Origin of the sequence: Desulfobacca acetoxidans DSM 11109 (genome assembly GCF_000195295.1) — a bacterium.
GTDB classification, from domain to species: Bacteria; Desulfobacterota; Desulfobaccia; order Desulfobaccales; family Desulfobaccaceae; genus Desulfobacca; species Desulfobacca acetoxidans.
In genome coordinates, this window is sequence record NC_015388.1 from 2,129,722 (window position 1) to 2,147,673 (window position 17,952).

Here is a 17,952-nt window from a genome sequence, read left to right on the forward strand (position 1 = left end):
GGTTTTGTTATTGCAAAACGATTGCTGAGGACCACAGGCCGACCAAAATATAATCCTGGGGATGATGCTTGCTTCCACCTGATTTTTGTGGTAGAGAATACACGGGAATAACAGTAGCTCCTGCACCGCTGAGAAGGGATCGAGTATGAGCAGAGGGATAAATAAAGTCATTCTTATCGGTAACTTAGGGTCGGATCCCGAAATGAGATATACGGCCAATGGTGCCGCCATAGCCAGATTTAATATCGCCACCTCGGAAAGCTATACCGATAAAGAAGGCAATCGCCAGGACCGGACCGAGTGGCACCGTATTGTTGCCTGGCGCAAATTGGCGGAGATCTGTGGGCAATATCTCTCCAAAGGGAGATTGGTCTATATTGAAGGGCGTCTTCGGACTACCTCTTGGGAAAAAGACGGAGTGAAACGATATACTACAGAAATCGAAGCGCGCGACATGCAAATGCTGGGCCCTGCCGGAGAACGGCCGCTGAAAGAAGCGGAAGAGCCTTTTCCGCCGCCACCGGGAGGTCCTATGGAAGAGGATGATTTTCCTTTCTAGCAGCCGCCACGTTCAATCCTTTTACGGTTTCTAAAAATCATATGATGGTTGACACACGTAAATCCAAACGCGATCAGATCACTCACCTGTTGAGGGTAAGTGATTTTCAGGCCCTGGCGAACCTGGCCGGCAGGGGCGGGGGAGTGGTGACCACCTTGGTGCAGATGCTCTATCAACCCGATGATCTGCTTCATTGGCGGGCCGCTGAAGCCCTGGGTTTTATCGCTCAAGCTCATCCTAAGCGCATCGAAAAGATTATCGGTCGGCTCCTCTGGTCATTGAACGAGGACTCTGGCAGTTTCGGTTGGGGGGCCGCTGCCGTCTTGGGCGAGATCGGCAGAAATAACATAAAATTGGTTGAAGAAATTATCCTGATGCTGTTTAATTGTCTGGAGGAGGAATTCTCACGGGAAGGTATGCTCTGGGGTCTGGGGCGGTTGGGCCAGGTACACCCCCAAGTGGTACGTCAGGCCGCTCCGCGCATCCAGGCCTGCCTAGCCGATTCGAATCCTCAGGTAATAACTCACGCGGTCTGGTGTTTGGGAATTATCGGGGTTCAGGAGGCTTCTTCGGACATCCGCCGTCTGGTGGACAACCCGCAGCCGGTCAAGCTGTATGAAGATGGCGTGTTGCGGGATACCACCGTGGGTCAAATCTCAGCAGAGGCTTTGGAACGTCTGGCATCCTACCCTGAGACAGATATCTAATATTATAGCTAAGGAAAGGAAAGAATACCATGTGGTTTGGCATTTTGACATTTATTGTAGGGGTGTACGTCGGATACAAATATCCTCAGCAGGTTCAGCAGGTCATCGAATCTGCCAAGAAGCTATTCGGTGACGTCAAGGATAAAATGTCCAAAAAGAACGAACCTCCCCAAGCCTAAGCGCTTAATAATATATGTGCTGCCGCTGATAAGAGAATCAACGTTGGCAGGGGGGGGGAGGGGTTCACGTTAGCCCTTTCCCCTCTTGTCGTGTTTAACTCGGGTGCAGTGCCACTACGGTGCCGTTTCTGCCGGTAATCCTATCGCGCCGGTAGGAGAAAAAATCTCCCGCCTGACAGCGGGTGCATAGTGCAGCTACCTGGATGTGTTCCGATCTCAGCCCCGCAGCGATGAGTTGGTCGCAACTGAGGCGCCAGAGGTCAAAGAACATCGGTTTGATTTGGTAGGTCCAAAACGCCTCGGGAAATTCCTCTCGGTAGTGAGTGAATTCGGCGCAGCAAGGACCGAGCGACGGACTGATGCCAGCCCGCAGCGACTCCGGCCGGCAGCCGAAGACCTCCCGCAATTGATCGACCGCCTGCCCTAAAACATTCTGCACGTTGCCACGCCAACCGCAATGGACGTTGGCAATCACCCGCGTTTCCGGGTCATAAAGAATCACTGCCTGGCAGTCCGCCTGCTTAATCAACAGACCGACGCCGGGAATATCGGTAATGAGAATGTCAATGCCCTGAATCTCCCGGTCATAGTGCAGCCGGTTTTGGGAAGAGAGGATCAGGGTGTTTTTGCTATGGATCTGGCCGACGCTGACAAGTTCCGTCACTCCCATGGCCTGCTGTATCAAGGAACGGTTGCGGCTTACCCGCTTGGGGTTGTCTCCCACTGAAAAGCTGAGATTGAGTCCCTCATAAGGAGGTTGACTGACTCCGCCGCACCGGGTCCAGAGGCGGTGTTCCAGTTCCGGAAATTGATCTAATAAAGCCAAACGAAACCAGGCCAACCCATCCTGTTGCACCCGCCTGCATATCACGCCGGTAACTCCTGCTAAAAATGATAGGCCAGACCCACCACCGCCTGATGGCGGTCAAAGTCAAAGACGCCTCTGCCCGAGGCACTGCCGATGGTATTCAAAAAGACCTGCTGAGACTCCAATTCCACACTCCACTGTTTGCTGAATTTATATTCCAGGAAGCCCCCGAAATGTTTGGTAAACATGTAACGCAGGCCAGCTTCCAGTTCCAGAGAAAAATTCTTGGCGGAGTCAGCTTCGGCATAGAGCATGACCAAGCCGGGTCCGACGCCTACGTAAGGCTGGAGACGGCCGAAGGGAACCTCTGCGTCCTGATAGAAACCATAACGTCCCAGGAGATGAAAGGCCATGGTCCAGGCAAGAAGGGTTTGTCCAGGGACCCTCAAGGCTGTGGCTCCGGCCTGCGGGGGGTTGACGGCCAGCGTCTGGGAGGGCTGGCGCTGACTGCCGATGCTTCCCTCGGCTTCCACTCCGAAGTACGGGAAACTTTCCAGGAAATAGCCCAGTTTGATACCGCCGGTGACTCCGGGGTCAATCTTCATGGCGTCGGCTGAATAGTTTATTCCTCCCACCCGATAGGTCCAGGTGCTATGAGGGATGAAGCCAGCGCCGACAAAGCCGCCGATAAAGAATTCCCCCGGTCCGCGATAACCCAGGCAGCCCTTGGCGTCGGCCGGTTGGGCGAGGCGGTTCTTATAGAGCAGGTAACTCGCCGCCGTTGCCCCCAACACCACCCCGAGGGGCACAAACGTCGCGACAATCGCATCGCCGGAGGACATGGCCGAGGCCGGTGGCGCTGGGATTGACAAGAACAGGGCGAAAGCCATGGTAATTACCACACCAGTCCGAAATCTCTGTCTTTTTAACATAGGCCTACCTCAAGCGTTCTTTTATCCACCATACCACAAGAAAAGAGCAGGAGGGAAGTTTTTTGCTGATTTGTGGGAGACAGCAATTATCCTCGTAAGACTACTACAACCGGTTTTATAGCTGTATTACTTCGGCTTGGATGGCCTCGCCCATAAAGAGACTGGCCAGATCCTGGAAACGGGGCGTTAGATCGGTGGTGAGATAGTGTCTCTGGCCCGTGCGGCTCAAGCGCTGATTGATTTCCGGATGTCGCCGGAGATAGTCCGCCAGTTTCACCGCTGTCACCTCGCCGGAACAGATAATCTGAATTTTTTGGCCCAGAAGGTTTTTTATCTTTGTTTTCAAAATAGAATAGTGTGTACAGCCTAAAATCAAGGTGTCGATTCGGTGGGCCTCGAAGGGGCCAAGATATTTGTTTAACATCAGGTCTGCCACCTCGCCGTCCTGCTCGCCGGCCTCAATGATGGGGACCAGCAGCGGACAGGCCTGTTGGAATACCTGAACACCAGGGTTGAGCTTATGCAATTCGATCGGAAAGGAGTTGGAAGCCACCGTCCCTTCAGTGCCGATGATGCCGATCCGGCCGCTCACCGTCCGGCTCAGGGCCTCTTCCACGGTGGGGATGACCACCCCCAGGACGCGGTTGTTGGGATAGTGCACCGGCAGATAGTATTGCTGAATGGTCCGCAGGGCCTTGGAGGAGGCGGTGTGGCAGGCCAGGATGATAAGTATACACCCCTGCCGGAAGAGATAATCCACCGCCTGCCGGGTAAACTTCAATACCACCTGATCAGAGCGGGTGCCGTAGGGAATGCGGGCATTGTCGCCCAGATAAAGGTAATCATAGTCCGGCAAGGCCTGCAAGAATTCCCGCAGTACCGCCAGCCCGCCAAAACCTGAATCAAAAACGCCGATCATGGTAAGTTTCGAGTTTCGAGTTTTGAGTTTCGAGAAAAAGCATATGACACTCGTCGTTCCATGCTAAAGACTCCACAGCAGGTACTCTATTCCGACAATTTCAACAAGGTGCCCCGCTTCCGGGCCAACCTGAGGCTCAGAGTAATTAGAATGTAGCCCCCGGCCAGATAGGCCAGGCTGAGACCAAAGCCCCGCCATAACGGCCAGGAGGCGGACAGAGGGAAGCCGTAAAAATGCCGGAAATACTCTAAAAAATGAGTCAAGGGAAAGACCTGGGCCACGGTCTGCAAGATGGGCGGCAGAAGCGTCACCGGATAATACATCCCCGAGAGGAGCAGTACAAGATAGGAAACGGCCCAGGCGGTGATTTCCGCCCGGTGTCCGAACAGGAGCACCAGGGACAACACTATTACCCCTTCGATCACCGCCACCAGGAACAGCCCGATAAAAAAAATCAGGAGGGCCGGCCAGCCCTGGCGGCTTAAATCCATCCCAAAGGCCCAGATGCTTAAACCCAGCATAACTCCAAAGACCACCAGACCCCGGATCAGACCCACCAGTCCGGACCCGAGCACAACGTGCACCAGGTTGATAGGGGCAATAAGAGCGTGTTTCAAACTTTTGCCCCAGACATCGTAGAGCAGGGCATAGGACACATCCAGTTGGGCGATCTGCACCGTGTTCATGGCTACTGCGCCGATGAGCACAAAGGAAACCGTCTCCGGCCCTAACTCGAGGAAGCGGGTCAGCAGCCCCACGGAGAACAGACCCATTAAAGGCCAGAACAGCATTTCGAAGACCGCAAAGACATTGCGGCGGTTCATAATGCCGCCCCGGGCGGTAAAGGCCCAGACCTTGATCGCCTCATTGACTAAATTCACGGTAGAGATCCTCCAAGTCCACCTCTTGCACCCTGATCTGGCTGAGATCACCCCCGGCTGCGTCAATCTCCCGTATGATCCCGGGCAGGCGGCTGTCGCTATGATCCAACACCAGCTCCACTTCAGGCGATTGCAGCCGCCATTCCAACACTCCGGGCAAGCCCTGGAAGTTCATTTCCGGAGGCTTTCCGGCAAACAACAGGGTGACCCGGTCCCCCAACGCCAGTTGGGCCTGGAGAGCGGGGATGCCGCCCTGGGCCAGAATCTGGCCTTCCCCCAGAAACCCCACCTCATGGCACAACATTTCCGCCTCCCGCATATTGTGGGTGGTGAGGATAATGGTCATGCCGCTCTGGCGGTTCAGGCGGGCGATCTCCTCCCGGGTGTGCTGGGCCGCCACCGGATCCAAGCCGTTGGTAGGTTCGTCCAGGAAGAGCAGCTCCGGCCTGCTGATCAAGGCCTTGGCCAGGGCCAGCCGCTGTTTCAGACCCGAAGACAGGGTTTCAAAGGGGCTGCGCCGCCAAGCCTCCAGTTCAAAAAGGGCCACCACCTCCCGGACCCGCTCAGTCAGGCTATCGCCCCGGAGGCCATACAGACGGCCATAAAAACGGAGATTTTCCTCAACGGTCAGGGACCAGACAAATTTGGCGGCGCCGCTGGCCAGATTGATCCGTTGCCGCAGTTGGGCCGCCTGCTGTAAGGCGTCCAAACCCAGCACCCGGACTGAGCCGGCGTCCGGCAAGAGCAGTGTGGCCATGATAGAAATAAGGGTGGTCTTGCCGGCGCCGTTAGGACCTAAGATCCCGAAGATGATCCCGGCGGGGATCCTCAGGTGCAAATCCCGGAGCACCGGCTGCCGACGCCGGCGCAGCATGCCGCGGTAATACGCTTTTCTAAGCCCTTCCAGTTGAATGGCTGTTTTCATATTGCTTCTCTCAAGAAATTTGGAGTTTATCAGAGGGGATTACGGCCCGCAAGACGCAAGGTCCATGATCTTTCAGGACCAACAAGGTATTTTATTTTTTGATGGTGGATTTGGATTAAGGATTCAGGCGGCCAATCATTGCTACATAATCACCTTCACCTTTCGGAGGAATGCTGGATTTTTTCCTCCAATCTAAATATTATATATTATTTACCTGGTTTAGGCGTACATTTGATAAAAAAGTGGACAGGTGCTTCCTCAAGAACGATCCTCCGAAATCGTTCAGAAAAGAAAGACAAACATGTTCAACAGAAGCCAAACCCGAAGTGTTGTTTTATTGATCCCCAGCGGCATCAAGGAAACAATAGTCGGAATTTACGACGTGACCTTTTCAACCCGCTAAGGTATTTATATTTATGAAGAAATAACTGTAGGAAGGGGCAGGACCCCTGCCGCCATGAAGTGCGTCGCCGGTATCCGAATCTCTACTAATTAACGGAGGAAGATATGGAACATCAAGGTATGTACAAAGAAAACCAAGAAGATCGTGCTGGCAGGTTCCAATGGCTGCAGACGACTCCGGAACGCCTCCTGCACGTGACAGAAGAAATATCTCAAGGCTCAGAACCAAAGATAAGTTTCTATGCCCTCCTGGCCTCCGCCTCGCTTATTGCCAGCTTCGGTCTTATTGCCAACAGTACGGCGGTAATCATCGGCGCCATGCTTGTGTCCCCTCTAATGACCCCCATTATCGGTATTTCTCTGGCCCTGGTCTTAGGGGATACGTCCCTCTTGGGGCGGGCGTTACGGGCCGAGGCCATGGGCGTGGCTTTAGCCATTGGCATTGCCGCCTTTCTGGGGGTATTCCCCTTAGCTCTGGAAGTGACGCCAGAAATGCTGTCTCGCACCGAACCAAATCTGCTGGACCTCCTGGTGGCGGTGTTGGCGGGATTTGCCGGTACCTATGCCTTGATTGACGCTAGGTTGTCTCCGGCGCTGCCGGGGGTGGCCATCGCTACGGCAATTGTCCCTCCCCTGGCTAACTCCGGTCTATGTCTGGCTATGGGGGCATTTCACGGTGCCTGGGGGTCGTTTCTATTATTTTTTGCCAACTTTTTGGCCATCTTATTGGTTTCTGCCGGCACTTTCGTCGCCGCCGGCATGGCTCCTCGCATTCCCTGGTCCAATAAATGGGAATTTGCCCGAACCTTCGGGGTGGCAGTGGCAGGATTCTTAATAGTGGCCTTATTGCTTACCCACACGTTGGTACGCATTGTCAAGGAGCGTTATCTGAACAACGCCATCCGGGAGAACCTTACGGAAGAGCTATCGGGTTTCCCCTCTACTTCACTCGTGGAACTCTGGCAGAAACAATTCGAGGATAAGCTCTATATCCTGGCTACGGTTCGAACCCCAAGCATTATATCCCCCGATAAAGTCACGGCTATACAAGAGGTACTCAGCCGCCGGTTGGACATTCCCACTGAACTCATCATACGAGCGATCCTGGCCAAAGACGTCAGCGCCACCGGTTCCACCAGTCAGGTGACAGCTCAAAACCTGGACGGCTTTTTCATATCAAGGAAACTCAATCCTGAGGTTATGCGGATTCAATTAGCGGAACAGGCATTGCGGGAAGTATTAATTCATCGGCCCGATATTATCCTCTCCGAAGTGAAGATAGTGCAGTTTCCCCGCGGACCGGTGGTGGTGGCGAACTTGCAAACTTCCAGGCCGCTCACTCCCGAAGAGGTTAAGGAATTGGAAGAAAAGATACAGGAGCGTTTGTTCGAACCCAATATTCGGCTGTTGACCCGCTGTTTGAGCACCATTGACATCGATGCCCACGGCCGGATTCTTTACGCCTGGTCCCACTTCGGTTCCCAGTCCCCGGTCGATGCAGCCCTTCAGGACAAGGTGGAAAAGGCGGTAGCTACAGAGCTGGGGAAATTCCCTGGCCTCTTTGTCAATAACGTGGATGCCCTGGCAGAGGATGACCGCTGGAGCGTCCGGGTAGAGGCCTCCGGGATAAAAATCCCCACTTCCAAGGAGTTGAACCAGGTTGAAAAATCGGTGTCCCGGCGGGTGAACCGAAACACTTTTATTTACCTGTGGTTCCGGAGTGAGACCATGCTCACCCGGGAGGGCCTCCTATCAGTAGAAGATTTTACCAATAATCAGCTAAGAGAAAGGAAGAGACAATAACGTTTAGCACAACAATAAGTAACAGGAATAATCGGTCCGCATGGCTTCTTAGCCCGATTTGGTTGCTACCAGTCAATGCAAGTAAGAGGCTGATTCTTTTCCAGGTTCCCGCTACAAGGGTTCAAACATGCCTGGTTTGGCCTTGTGAGGCTCGGCGGCAGGAGCCGGTTTAGCTGGAGGCGTTGCTGCAGCCGCAGGTTTTGGTTCTAACAGACTGGGAACACCAGAAGGAGGAGCTTCCTCCGGGATCGTTCCTGCTTCTTCTACAACCTCTTCCGTAGCCGCGGACGCGGTCCCACCGCTTTTGGAACGGATTACCCGGCGCACCGCTACCTTAGTAAGAGACAGATCGCTGAGCTCCAACCACCCGGTTTTGCCAGTGCGAGGCACGGAAATTTTGACCCAGCCCTTTGGTTTTTCCTCCAGCAGAGTCACCTGGTCGTTGGTGCGCAGTCGAACCAAGCTTTTGCTGCTCTTCTGGGGCTCAGCTCTCAATGAGACCCCCCAACGCCGGACGTACAACTCTGATATGGGTCTAAGTTCCAAGTCCCGATCATTGGCCCATCCCTGGCGGCCATCTTCGGAACGGACGAGAAACCAACTCCCCCGCCGTTCTAGCTGCTGCACCCGATCGTTAAGACTTACGCTAGCAACAATGCTGCTATCCGGCTCTGGGGAGCTTTTTAACGGCAATTCGATGGCACCAACATAGAAAAAGGTTTCTCGTTCCACTGGTGCAGTTTCCACCTTTACCGGTTCTGTTGTGGCACAACCCCACACTCCCAAAGCCAAGGATATCAGCATAAGCAACCGTGGAAACATGCTCATGGTGAAGCCTCCCTGTCATCAATGGAGAAACAATGTAATAGTTGGGAATTATCGATGTTGAATGGGTCTACGCGATTATACCAGAATATTTAAACCATAAGATAATCAAAAAATCAATTGAATTATCAATCCCAAATTCAAGCGCTGCTTTGGCGACAGGCTTGGAGTTAGCGGTGCTGACAGCTTTGTGAGATTGTTGAAGGCTTAGAAAAGTGGTTTCTTTCTAGTAAGGCGTAAAGCGGGTGGCATAATAGATTCATAGCGCTGATGACCGGCAGACTGCTGTTACCTTATCCTATCTCCCTGATCTTTCAGGATCAACGAGTTTTTTATCTTTTTATGGTTTTTTAAGGTCCAAGGGGGTGCGGGTTAGGGGTTGAAGGAAATATTCTCGGTCGGATGAGAGGAGGCTTGCAATACCTTAGGAAGTGCGGTAAGCTGTGGGTAATTATGGAAGAACAGGAACGTTTTGTCAGTTCCCGGCGCCATCCCGAGGATCTGGGACTGGAAATCGGTCTCAGACCGCGGTCGCTGCGGGAGTTTGTCGGTCAGGACGAGGTCAAGCGCAGTCTGGAGCTAGCCATTACCGCGGCCAAGGGGCGGAGTGAAGCCCTGGACCATATCCTCCTGCACGGCCACCCCGGTTTAGGTAAAACCACCCTCGCTACTATCATTGCCCAGGAGCTGGGAGCAGGTCTGAGAACCACCTCCGGTCCGGTGATCGAACGTCCAGGGGACCTAGCGGCGCTGCTTACCAACCAGAAGCCTGGAGACGTCCTCTTCATCGACGAAATCCACCGCCTGCCGCACGTAGTGGAAGAGGTCCTTTATCCGGCCATGGAAGATTATAAACTGGACCTGATCATCGGCCAGGGACCGGGTGCCAGGGCAATTCGCCTGGATATTCCTCGTTTTACCCTGGTGGGGGCGACCACTCGGGCGGGGCTGTTGACCCCGGCCCTGCGGGACCGTTTCGGGCTGATGCTGCGGGTGGAATTTTACCACCCGGATCATCTCCAGGCCATTGTTACCCGATCCGCCGGGGCGCTGCAGATCGACATTGAGGTTGCCGGAGCTGCAGAGATCGCCCGGCGGTCCCGGGGCACACCGCGCATTGCCAACCGCCTGCTGAAGCGGGTGCGGGATTTCGCTCAGGTTCATGGCGACGGCCGCATTACCCGGCAGATCGCCGATGCCGCCTTGAATCTGCTTGAGGTCGATAACCGTGGTTTTGACCGCATGGATCGACGGATCCTTCTGACCATCATCGAAAAATTCGACGGCGGCCCCGTGGGGGTAGATACTCTGGCAGCCGCCCTGTGCGAGGAACGCGATACCCTGGAAGATGTCTACGAACCCTTCCTCATTCAGTGCGGCTTCCTGAACCGCACTCCACGCGGACGCGTCGCCACCCGCCTAGCCCAGGAATATTTCGACCGGAAGCCGAAAAAGGGCAAACAGCCGTCGTTGGAATTCTAGCTATTTGGTTGATAATGCTATGAGAATTAGACCGAAGGGATAAAAAAAAGGGATTTTAGAGAAGTTTAACGAGAGCCGCGACCACGGCGATGCCGCCAGCCAACATGCCTCCCAGTCGCAAGGTGAGGTCATGTTTGAGGCGCAGTTCGGTCTCCCGGATATCTCGCTGCAACATGGCAATATCTCGCTGCAACATGGCGATATCTTCTTTGGTGGCCAGGCGGGCTTCAATAATTTCTGAAACGGCAGTGGCCAAGGTTTCAGCCTGCTGATCGGTAAAATCAGCAGCTTTTAGTTTTTTGGCGAATTCCAAGGTGTCAAAAATCGCGGTTCGCATTGCAGCCTCTCTTTTACTATTTTATAGTAAAAGCTTAATAATGTCAATCAATTCATCGCTTCCGAACAAAGCTTCACATTAACCGGAATATCTTATGAACGCCATCTGGATGGTGCTTATCTGCCTCAGTGTCCTGTTCGCCGTCGTGAACGGTAGCATTGGCGGATTTACTCAGGCCCTGTTCGAGGCCGGCAAGGCCGCCGTGGAGGTCTGCATCTATCTCCTGGGGATTGTCTCACTGTGGCTGGGGCTGACGAAAATCCTGGAAGATTGCGGTATAATCTATAAAATGTCCAACTTCTTCCGACCGGTTATCTCACTGTTGTTCCGCAACATCCCGAAGGGCCATCCGGCCGTCACCAACATCACCCTGAACCTGCTGGCCAACGTTCTGGGTATTGGCAACGCCGCGACACCATTAGGGATCAAGGCCATGGAGGACCTCCAGACGCTCAACCCCAAACCCGACACGGTCACCTTTGAGATGATGCTCTTCATTGTCATCAATACGGCCAGCGTGCAGTTGATTCCCTTTACGGTCATCGGCCTCCTGGCCAGCTACGGCTCCAAAAACCCGAACCAGGTCATGCTGCCCACCTTCATCGCCACGATCATCTCAGCAGCTACAGCCGTGGTCATTCTCTATGTATTTAAAGTATTGAACAGCAGAAAGCCCTGACATGGAAAAGCTACAAGTTTCCTTTCAGTATATTATCCCGTTGTTTATTTTTTTCACCGTTGCCTACGGCTTCGCCAGGAAGACGCCGGTTTACGAGTCTTTTGTTTCGGGCGCTAAAGATGGCATTAATATTATCGTTGGGATTTTTCCCTATGTCCTGGCCATCTTCATCATGGTCAAGACCTTGCAGGCCTCGGGGGCGCATGATTTTTTCAAAAAAGTTTTTGCTGCAGTAGCAGCGCCACTGCATCTCCCCCCTGAAATCTTTTCCATCGCCCTGGTTAAACCGATGTCCAACGCCGCTACCCTGGGCATCTTCACTGAAATTCTGAAAACTACCGGCCCCGACTCTCTAGCCAGCATTATTTCGGCGGTGATTATGGGGAGCGCCGAGACCACTTTTTACGTTATTGCCGTCTATTTAGGCTCGGTTGGCATCCGCAAGTCAAGGTACCTGGTGCCGGTATGCCTGACGGCGGACTTGGTAGGGATTGCGGTGGCAGTCACCGTGGTGATGCTGCTGTTTTAATTCCCCTGAGCGGTTTCGGTGTTCAAAAGTTTTCAATAACCTGATAATATTTGGCATTTTTGCCATGGAAACGATGGGTTTTGAACGTGGCAAAATTTGTAGAGAAGAAATCATAAATTTTAATGATCGAAACCTAAATTGAGCGATTTATAGCCGAAACAATTAGTTGCGCTCAATGGCGGGGACCCATGAGGTTGGGGCAAGCGCAGGCTACAGCCTGCGGCTACAATGAGATCATTCCAGAGATCGCTCAATTTAGGCAAAAGATTCAGTAGAGTGTTTTAGTTAGGGGGGGCAATATCGCTCTGCTCTTAAGAAAAATATTATTTTTCTTTAATTGGATTAACTTTGGCAGCATCTACAGCTAAATTACTCGGCTCTTCAAACTTTTGAAGTCCAATTTTTTTGACCGGGACGATGGCTGTTGGAAAAACATCCCCTCCCGGCTCAGGTCCCACATTTGCTGCACCTAAACCAAATTCAATATAGATTCCCCATAATCCTTCATGAATGTCATTATATCGTATGAGTGCTTCGGCCACTTCCTTGTAGGAAAAAGCAATCTGTTTGGTCTCCGGCATTGGAACGAACCTCCTCTTTCCAACCAATTTTTTCTGGATCTATATTTAGATATTTTTCCACGGTATTAGCAGCTATATTCATAGCTAACATACATATTCTTTGATCAAGTTTTTTAGTAACTTTTTCATATAGGCTAAAAGAGCCAATTTTTTCTGCAAGAGAATAGACTATAAATTGGTTTAAACTAACACCTTCTCTATGGGCAGTTATTGATAATTGTCTATGCAGGCTTTTAGGTAATCTAAGAAGAATTCTTCCCCCAAATGACATGGATTGTGATGGAGAAGGAATTTCCTGTTGAAGATTAATCGCTGTCTTTATCCAATCATTTGCAGAATCTTCTAAATGTTCATAAGCCTCTGATGGTGTATCCCCTTGAGCAATACAACCTGGAAACTCCAATATTAATGCAGTATATGTTCCACTTTCTTCATCAGGAATTAGAATGCGGGAATATGGTTTTTTCAAATAATCCTCTGGCTCTTTCATTATCTTTTTCATAATGGATATACCTCCCGAGCTATTCTTCGACAATTTCTTCTTCTATTTTTTCAAGATCGAATTCCAATTGGTCAAGAATACTATTTTTTGTAATTTTATTTAGATCCTTTGAACCATGGCGTGGTATGCTAATTGGACGAAGATCGGGAAACCTCTTGTTAATCCATGTCTGATGCTTTCCCCGGTCACTTGGAACCCTCCCAAGAGCACTGGCTAAAGACTCAAGTTCGGAACTATTAACTCCCCCTTTTTCCCTTAATTCTTTAACCCAACTTCGAAGTTTGTCAAGTTTTGCCCAATTCATAATAGCGTAAATGATATCATCACTTTTTCTTTCATGTCAAATATATTTTTGCATCTACGGGTGCGGAGAGCTTTGGCCTCCCGTGGATGCTGGGCGGCGCCTTTTTTTTCACTCCCGGAAAAATTTCCTTCCTTCCCTCTTGACATCCGAATAAATCAGCTTAAATTAACGTTGTTAGCACTCAATGCCTGTGAGTGCTAATTAATGTGTCCCTCATATAAGAATTATCAATAATATACCAGGAGGTTGTAGCATGAAGGTTATCCCCTTGAACGATCGCGTTCTGGTGAAGCGGACCGAAGAGTTGCAAGTGACCAAAGGCGGCATCTATATCCCCGACACCGCCAAAGAGAAACCCATTGAGGGCCGGATCATAGCGGTAGGTTCCGGTAAGATTGCCGATAACGGCGAACGTGTTCCCCTGACCGTAAAACCCGGCGACCGCGTCCTGTTTGGCAAATACGCCGGTACCGAGATCAAGGTCGAAGGCGAAGAGCACCTGATGATGCGGGAAGATGATATTCTGGCCATACTCGAAGATTAACTCTCTAGACTCGCCTTTTATAAAAACAGTGGGCAGTGGGCGGTGAGCAGAAAAAGCATTAGTGTGAGCAGCCGGCACGCTGATGCACAGGCCAGGAGGCCTATGCCACCAATCATTCTTTCAAATTTCGTTGTGTTCTTGAAAACATGTGAACCTTATAAAAATTTTTCCTTTTGAGAGGAGTGGTTTAATATGTCAGCAAAGGAAATCAAATACGATATCAAGGCAAGGGAAGCCATGCTGCGCGGCGTCAACACCCTGGCCGACGCAGTTAAGGTAACCCTGGGTCCTAAGGGTCGTAACGTCATTATCGAAAAATCCTTCGGTGCCCCCTCCATTACCAAAGACGGCGTCACCGTAGCCAAAGAGATCGAGATTGAAGACAAGTTCGAGAACATGGGCGCCCAGATGGTCCGGGAAGTGGCCTCCAAGACCTCGGACGTGGCCGGTGACGGTACCACCACGGCTACTCTTTTGGCCCAGGCAATCTACCAGGAAGGTTCCAAGCTGGTAGCAGCCGGCGTCAACCCTATGGCCCTCAAGCGCGGTGTGGACAAGGCCGTAGCAACTGTCGTCGGGGAGCTGAAGAAGATCTCCAAACCTACCAAAGACCAGAAAGAGATCGCCCAGGTAGGCACTATTAGCGCCAACAACGATGCCACCATCGGCAACATTATTGCCGACGCCATGAGCAAAGTGGGTAAAGAGGGCGTCATCACCGTGGAAGAAGCCAAGGGCATGGAGACCAGCCTGGAGGTGGTGGAAGGTATGCAGTTCGACCGGGGCTATATTTCTCCCTATTTTGTCACCAACCCTGACAAGATGGAGGTAAGCCTGGAAGAACCGTTGCTGCTGATTCACGAGAAGAAAATCAGCGCTATGAAAGACCTGCTGCCCATCCTGGAGCAGATCGCCAAAATGGGCAAGCCCCTGTTGATCATTGCCGAGGATGTGGAAGGCGAAGCCCTGGCCACCCTGGTAGTGAATAAATTGCGCGGCACCCTGCAGGTGGCCGCGGTCAAGGCCCCTGGCTTCGGCGACCGCCGCAAGGCCATGTTAGAAGATATCGCCATCCTCACCGGCGGCCAGGTGATTTCCGAAGACCTGGGCGTTAAACTGGAAAACATTTCACTCAAAGACCTGGGCAGCGCCAAGAAGATCAACATCGACCGGGATAATACCACCATCATCGACGGCGCCGGTTCCCGGGAAAAGATCGAAGCGCGGGTCAAGCAGATCCGGGCCCAGATCGATGAGACCACTTCTGACTATGACCGGGAAAAGCTCCAGGAGCGGTTGGCCAAGATCGTCGGCGGCGTAGCCGTCATCCGCGTCGGCGCGGCTACCGAAGTAGAGATGAAAGAGAAGAAAGCCCGCGTGGAAGACGCCTTGAACGCCACCCGGGCCGCGGTGGAAGAAGGCATCGTCCCTGGCGGCGGCGTCGCTTTCATCCGCACCCTGCCGGCCTTGGAAAGCCTTAAGCTGGAGAACCATGACGAGCAGTTGGGCGTCAACATTATCAAACGGGCCCTGGAAGAACCGGTGCGGCAGATTGCCAACAATGCCGGTGGCGAAGGCTCCGTGGTGGCCGAACATGTGAAGAAGGAAAGCGGCGCCATGGGCTTTAATGCTGAAACCGGGGTATATGAGGATCTGATGGTAGCGGGCGTCATCGACCCGACCAAGGTGGCCCGCTTCGCCCTGCAGAACGCAGCCTCCGTTTCCTCGCTGCTGCTCACCACCGAGGCCATGATCGCCGAGAAACCCAAGAAGGAAGAACCGATGCCGATGCCTCCGGGCGGCGGCATGGGCGGTATGGGCGGCATGTACTAAACCGCCCAACTGCCCGAGTTGTATTGAGTGTTAATTAATAGAGAGCCGGAGCGGGTTGAAGACCTGTTCCGGCTTTTATCATGATAATCGGAAGGGTATATCGGTCCCCATGGCCGGGTAACCTTCAGTCTGAACATTGTGAGGAAGGGAAAGGATTTCTCAGGAAAAGGGAAAGGGCAAGAAAGCTGGCGTCTCCTGCCCCCGGTTAAAAGTCTACAAGTTTGTAAATAATCTGAACTAGCGCCGGTACCCTAAAATCTTTTCGACTTCATCGGCATCAGCATCCATGACGTAGGGAATGCCGGAGATTTTGGCGGCTTCTTCGGTCAGGGCAAACAGGTCGTCGCGGGTGATATGTTTCAGGGCGAATTTCCGCGCCCCGGCCATGAACTGCTGCAGACCCTGGGTCAGTCGGCTGATATAGCTGTACATGCCGATGGCGCCAGGCGGGATGATGCCGTGTTCCCCTAAAGGAAACCGGCGGCGCAGGGTGGCGGCCTCGGCAAAATGCTCTACATAGGCCTCCTTGCAATCACGTTCTTCCCGTTGGCACATGGCCTCCAGCTTACGCCCTTCATTAGTGCCCACCATAGAGGCGGTCATGATCGAACGGCCCATGCAGACCAGTTTGACGTAGGGGGCGCCCAGGGCCAGGCCCTTGAAGATATGGTCTTCAAGGGAGAGACCGCCGGCGATGGCGCAGTCCGGCACAAATTCACCCTTACCGTCCAGGTATTTGAGATATTCATAGAGCAGACATTCGATGTAGACCGTGGGAACGCCCCATTCGTTCATCATGCGCCAGGGGCTCATGCCGGTGCCCCCGCCGGCGCCGTCTACCGTTAACAGATCGATCTTGGCCTGGGAGGCGAATTTAACCGCCCGGGCCAGGTCAGCGGGACGATAAGCGCCGGTTTTGAGGGAAATCCGTTTAGCGCCTACCCGGCGCAGATGCTCCACGGTTTTATAGAATTCATCTTCATCGACCATGCCCAACCGGGAATGGCGTTCGAATTCCTTGATGCCCTTGGCTATCCACCGTTCTTCGGTAGCCGAGTTTTGGGGATCGGGAAGCACGATATAGCCGCGGTCCCGGAGCAGCTTGGCGCGCTCCAGGGTATGCAGTTTGACTTCGCCGCCGATATTCTTGGCACCCTGGCCCCACTTCAGTTCGAAGAACTCTACTCCGAGCTTTTCAATCACGTACTCGGGGACGCCCAGACGGCCGTCCTCGACATTGGCCTGAACGATGATATCGCCCTTGCCCTGGTACCAATCTTTGAAGATCTTTACCCGCCGCGCCATCTCCGGCGAGTGTACCACGCGACCGTTTTTAATCTCCGCCTGAGGGTCCATGCCGCAGACGTTCTCGCCGCAGACAATGATAATGCCGCTGATGGCGGCGCCGATGGCCATGGCTTCCCAATGTACGCGAGCAATCTCGGTAGATCCCAAGGCACCGGTAAAACAGGGGAAATCTAGTTGTACCTTGGCGTTGACGCCGATTTCAGCGCTTACATCCACCGCCGGAAAAGTAGCCTTATCTGAATTCGCCTCAATACCCACGGCGCCAACACAGGTGCCTTGTACATTGAAATGAGAAAGATCCACCGGATAGTCTTTATCGGCCCCGGCGGTGACGTTGCCGAACGGTTGGGGGTAGAGCATTTCCCGACCGCGAATGGCAGAGCGGCCGATTTCACACGGTCCGGGGCAGCTATCCAAACAGGTGACACAGATGCCGGAAATCGGCGCGGGCTTCACCCGAGTCTTGGTCAGCGTTGCCGGGCTGCGATTCGGATTGCTAAAAGTCATGCTATTTCCTCCTGATGATAGTTTAAGATCGTATCTCGGTCAAAACCGAGTGTATTTACAAATATGTTGATTATTGGATCTATGGGTCTTCCTAAGATATGGTTGATATATTTATAACATATAGATATGATTAGCTTATTATCTTGTTGAGATCACCCCCCACAGGCTGGCAATTTTAAGCAGCTATCGTTGGTTCAGAATATGTCAGACCGGCATTTCTTTAAGATCATATATTTCGTTGATATTACTGATTATATTGTCTTGATCGACTTAGTTATACAATATTGTAATTAAAGCTATTTTTATTCGACATAATTGTAACTCTACAACCGCTACCAACCCCCATTGTTGTTCTTCTGATTTGCATCTGCTTCAGGGGAATTGTCGTTTCCGGCAGTGAGGTGGA

Annotated in this window: 20 protein-coding genes; 9 read left to right on the forward strand and 11 right to left on the reverse strand. The window is 52.5% G+C overall.

Going from position 1 to position 17,952, the window contains the following annotated elements:
- The first annotated feature begins 145 nt into the window (after positions 1-145).
- Genes DESAC_RS09485 through DESAC_RS16295 form a run of 3 tightly spaced genes read left to right on the forward strand, consistent with a single transcriptional unit; the run spans position 146 to position 1,445 of the window.
- Complete coding sequence (locus tag DESAC_RS09485; protein WP_013706848.1) at positions 146-559, forward strand: single-stranded DNA-binding protein; 414 nt, start codon at positions 146-148, stop codon at positions 557-559.
- A gap of 41 nt (positions 560-600) precedes the next feature.
- Positions 601-1,266, forward strand: coding sequence for a DVU0298 family protein (locus DESAC_RS09490; protein ID WP_013706849.1), 666 nt, complete (start codon positions 601-603; stop codon positions 1,264-1,266).
- 29 nt (positions 1,267-1,295) lie between these two features.
- Positions 1,296-1,445 (forward strand): hypothetical protein, encoded by a 150-nt coding sequence (locus DESAC_RS16295; RefSeq protein WP_013706850.1) that lies wholly within the window; start codon positions 1,296-1,298, stop codon positions 1,443-1,445.
- A gap of 94 nt (positions 1,446-1,539) precedes the next feature.
- Here DESAC_RS16295 and DESAC_RS09495 read toward each other — a convergent pair whose 3' ends face one another.
- From DESAC_RS09495 to DESAC_RS09520, 5 genes are all read right to left on the reverse strand, one after another.
- A complete protein-coding gene (locus tag DESAC_RS09495; RefSeq protein WP_013706851.1) occupies positions 1,540-2,316 on the reverse strand; it encodes a purine nucleoside phosphorylase YfiH/LACC1 family protein in 777 nt (258 codons plus the stop codon).
- A 14-nt stretch (positions 2,317-2,330) separates the two neighbouring features.
- On the reverse strand, positions 2,331-3,185 hold the full coding sequence (locus DESAC_RS09500) for an outer membrane beta-barrel protein (protein ID WP_013706852.1): 855 nt from the start codon (positions 3,183-3,185) through the stop codon (positions 2,331-2,333).
- Positions 3,186-3,300: 115 nt separating this feature from the next.
- Entirely contained in the window at positions 3,301-4,104 is an 804-nt protein-coding gene (gene murI / locus DESAC_RS09510; protein ID WP_013706853.1) for a glutamate racemase, read from the reverse strand.
- A gap of 86 nt (positions 4,105-4,190) precedes the next feature.
- Complete coding sequence (locus tag DESAC_RS09515; RefSeq protein ID WP_013706854.1) at positions 4,191-4,985, reverse strand: ABC transporter permease; 795 nt, start codon at positions 4,983-4,985, stop codon at positions 4,191-4,193.
- Positions 4,969-5,910, reverse strand: a complete 942-nt coding sequence (locus tag DESAC_RS09520; RefSeq protein ID WP_013706855.1) for an ABC transporter ATP-binding protein — start codon at positions 5,908-5,910, stop codon at positions 4,969-4,971. The genes DESAC_RS09515 and DESAC_RS09520 overlap by 17 nt, the downstream gene beginning before the upstream one ends.
- Positions 5,911-6,417: 507 nt before the next feature.
- On the opposite strand from DESAC_RS09520, the gene DESAC_RS09525 reads away from it, so the two are divergent.
- A complete protein-coding gene (locus DESAC_RS09525; RefSeq protein WP_013706856.1) occupies positions 6,418-8,115 on the forward strand; it encodes a TIGR00341 family protein in 1,698 nt (565 codons plus the stop codon).
- A 111-nt stretch (positions 8,116-8,226) separates the two neighbouring features.
- On the opposite strand, the gene DESAC_RS09530 is transcribed toward DESAC_RS09525, so the two are convergent.
- The gene (locus DESAC_RS09530) at positions 8,227-8,943 is read right to left on the reverse strand and encodes an SH3 domain-containing protein (protein ID WP_013706857.1); all 717 of its coding nucleotides are present in this window, start codon (positions 8,941-8,943) and stop codon (positions 8,227-8,229) included.
- A gap of 450 nt (positions 8,944-9,393) precedes the next feature.
- Here DESAC_RS09530 and ruvB point away from each other — a divergent pair, with 450 nt between their 5' ends.
- A complete protein-coding gene (ruvB, locus tag DESAC_RS09535) occupies positions 9,394-10,422 on the forward strand; it encodes a Holliday junction branch migration DNA helicase RuvB (protein ID WP_041283910.1) in 1,029 nt (342 codons plus the stop codon).
- Between the two features lie 55 nt (positions 10,423-10,477).
- Here ruvB and DESAC_RS09540 read toward each other — a convergent pair whose 3' ends face one another.
- Positions 10,478-10,759 (reverse strand): CCDC90 family protein, encoded by a 282-nt coding sequence (locus tag DESAC_RS09540; RefSeq protein ID WP_013706859.1) that lies wholly within the window; start codon positions 10,757-10,759, stop codon positions 10,478-10,480.
- A gap of 94 nt (positions 10,760-10,853) precedes the next feature.
- Between DESAC_RS09540 and DESAC_RS09545 the strand changes: the two genes are divergently transcribed.
- On the forward strand, positions 10,854-11,438 hold the full coding sequence (locus DESAC_RS09545) for a nucleoside recognition domain-containing protein (RefSeq protein ID WP_013706860.1): 585 nt from the start codon (positions 10,854-10,856) through the stop codon (positions 11,436-11,438).
- Position 11,439: 1 nt separating this feature from the next.
- The gene (locus tag DESAC_RS09550; protein ID WP_013706861.1) at positions 11,440-11,967 is read left to right on the forward strand and encodes a spore maturation protein; all 528 of its coding nucleotides are present in this window, start codon (positions 11,440-11,442) and stop codon (positions 11,965-11,967) included.
- A gap of 323 nt (positions 11,968-12,290) precedes the next feature.
- On the opposite strand, the gene DESAC_RS09555 is transcribed toward DESAC_RS09550, so the two are convergent.
- From DESAC_RS09555 to DESAC_RS09560, 3 genes are read right to left on the reverse strand one after another with little or no spacing between them, the layout of a single operon-like run.
- Positions 12,291-12,548: a hypothetical protein gene (locus tag DESAC_RS09555; RefSeq protein WP_013706862.1), complete on the reverse strand. Its 258-nt coding sequence runs from the start codon at positions 12,546-12,548 to the stop codon at positions 12,291-12,293.
- A complete protein-coding gene (locus DESAC_RS15810) occupies positions 12,484-13,050 on the reverse strand; it encodes a type II toxin-antitoxin system HicB family antitoxin (protein ID WP_083800262.1) in 567 nt (188 codons plus the stop codon). Before DESAC_RS15810 ends, DESAC_RS09555 begins: the two co-directional genes overlap by 65 nt.
- 19 nt (positions 13,051-13,069) lie before the next feature.
- Complete coding sequence (locus DESAC_RS09560; protein ID WP_041283911.1) at positions 13,070-13,354, reverse strand: type II toxin-antitoxin system HicA family toxin; 285 nt, start codon at positions 13,352-13,354, stop codon at positions 13,070-13,072.
- 253 nt (positions 13,355-13,607) lie between these two features.
- On the opposite strand from DESAC_RS09560, the gene groES reads away from it, so the two are divergent.
- Positions 13,608-13,898, forward strand: coding sequence for a co-chaperone GroES (gene groES / locus DESAC_RS09565; RefSeq protein ID WP_013706863.1), 291 nt, complete (start codon positions 13,608-13,610; stop codon positions 13,896-13,898).
- 192 nt (positions 13,899-14,090) lie between these two features.
- Positions 14,091-15,731, forward strand: coding sequence for a chaperonin GroEL (gene groL, locus DESAC_RS09570; RefSeq protein WP_013706864.1), 1,641 nt, complete (start codon positions 14,091-14,093; stop codon positions 15,729-15,731).
- Positions 15,732-15,968: 237 nt separating this feature from the next.
- On the opposite strand, the gene DESAC_RS09575 is transcribed toward groL, so the two are convergent.
- Positions 15,969-17,546 (reverse strand): glutamate synthase-related protein, encoded by a 1,578-nt coding sequence (locus DESAC_RS09575; protein ID WP_013706865.1) that lies wholly within the window; start codon positions 17,544-17,546, stop codon positions 15,969-15,971.
- Between the last annotated feature and the right edge of the window lie 406 nt (positions 17,547-17,952).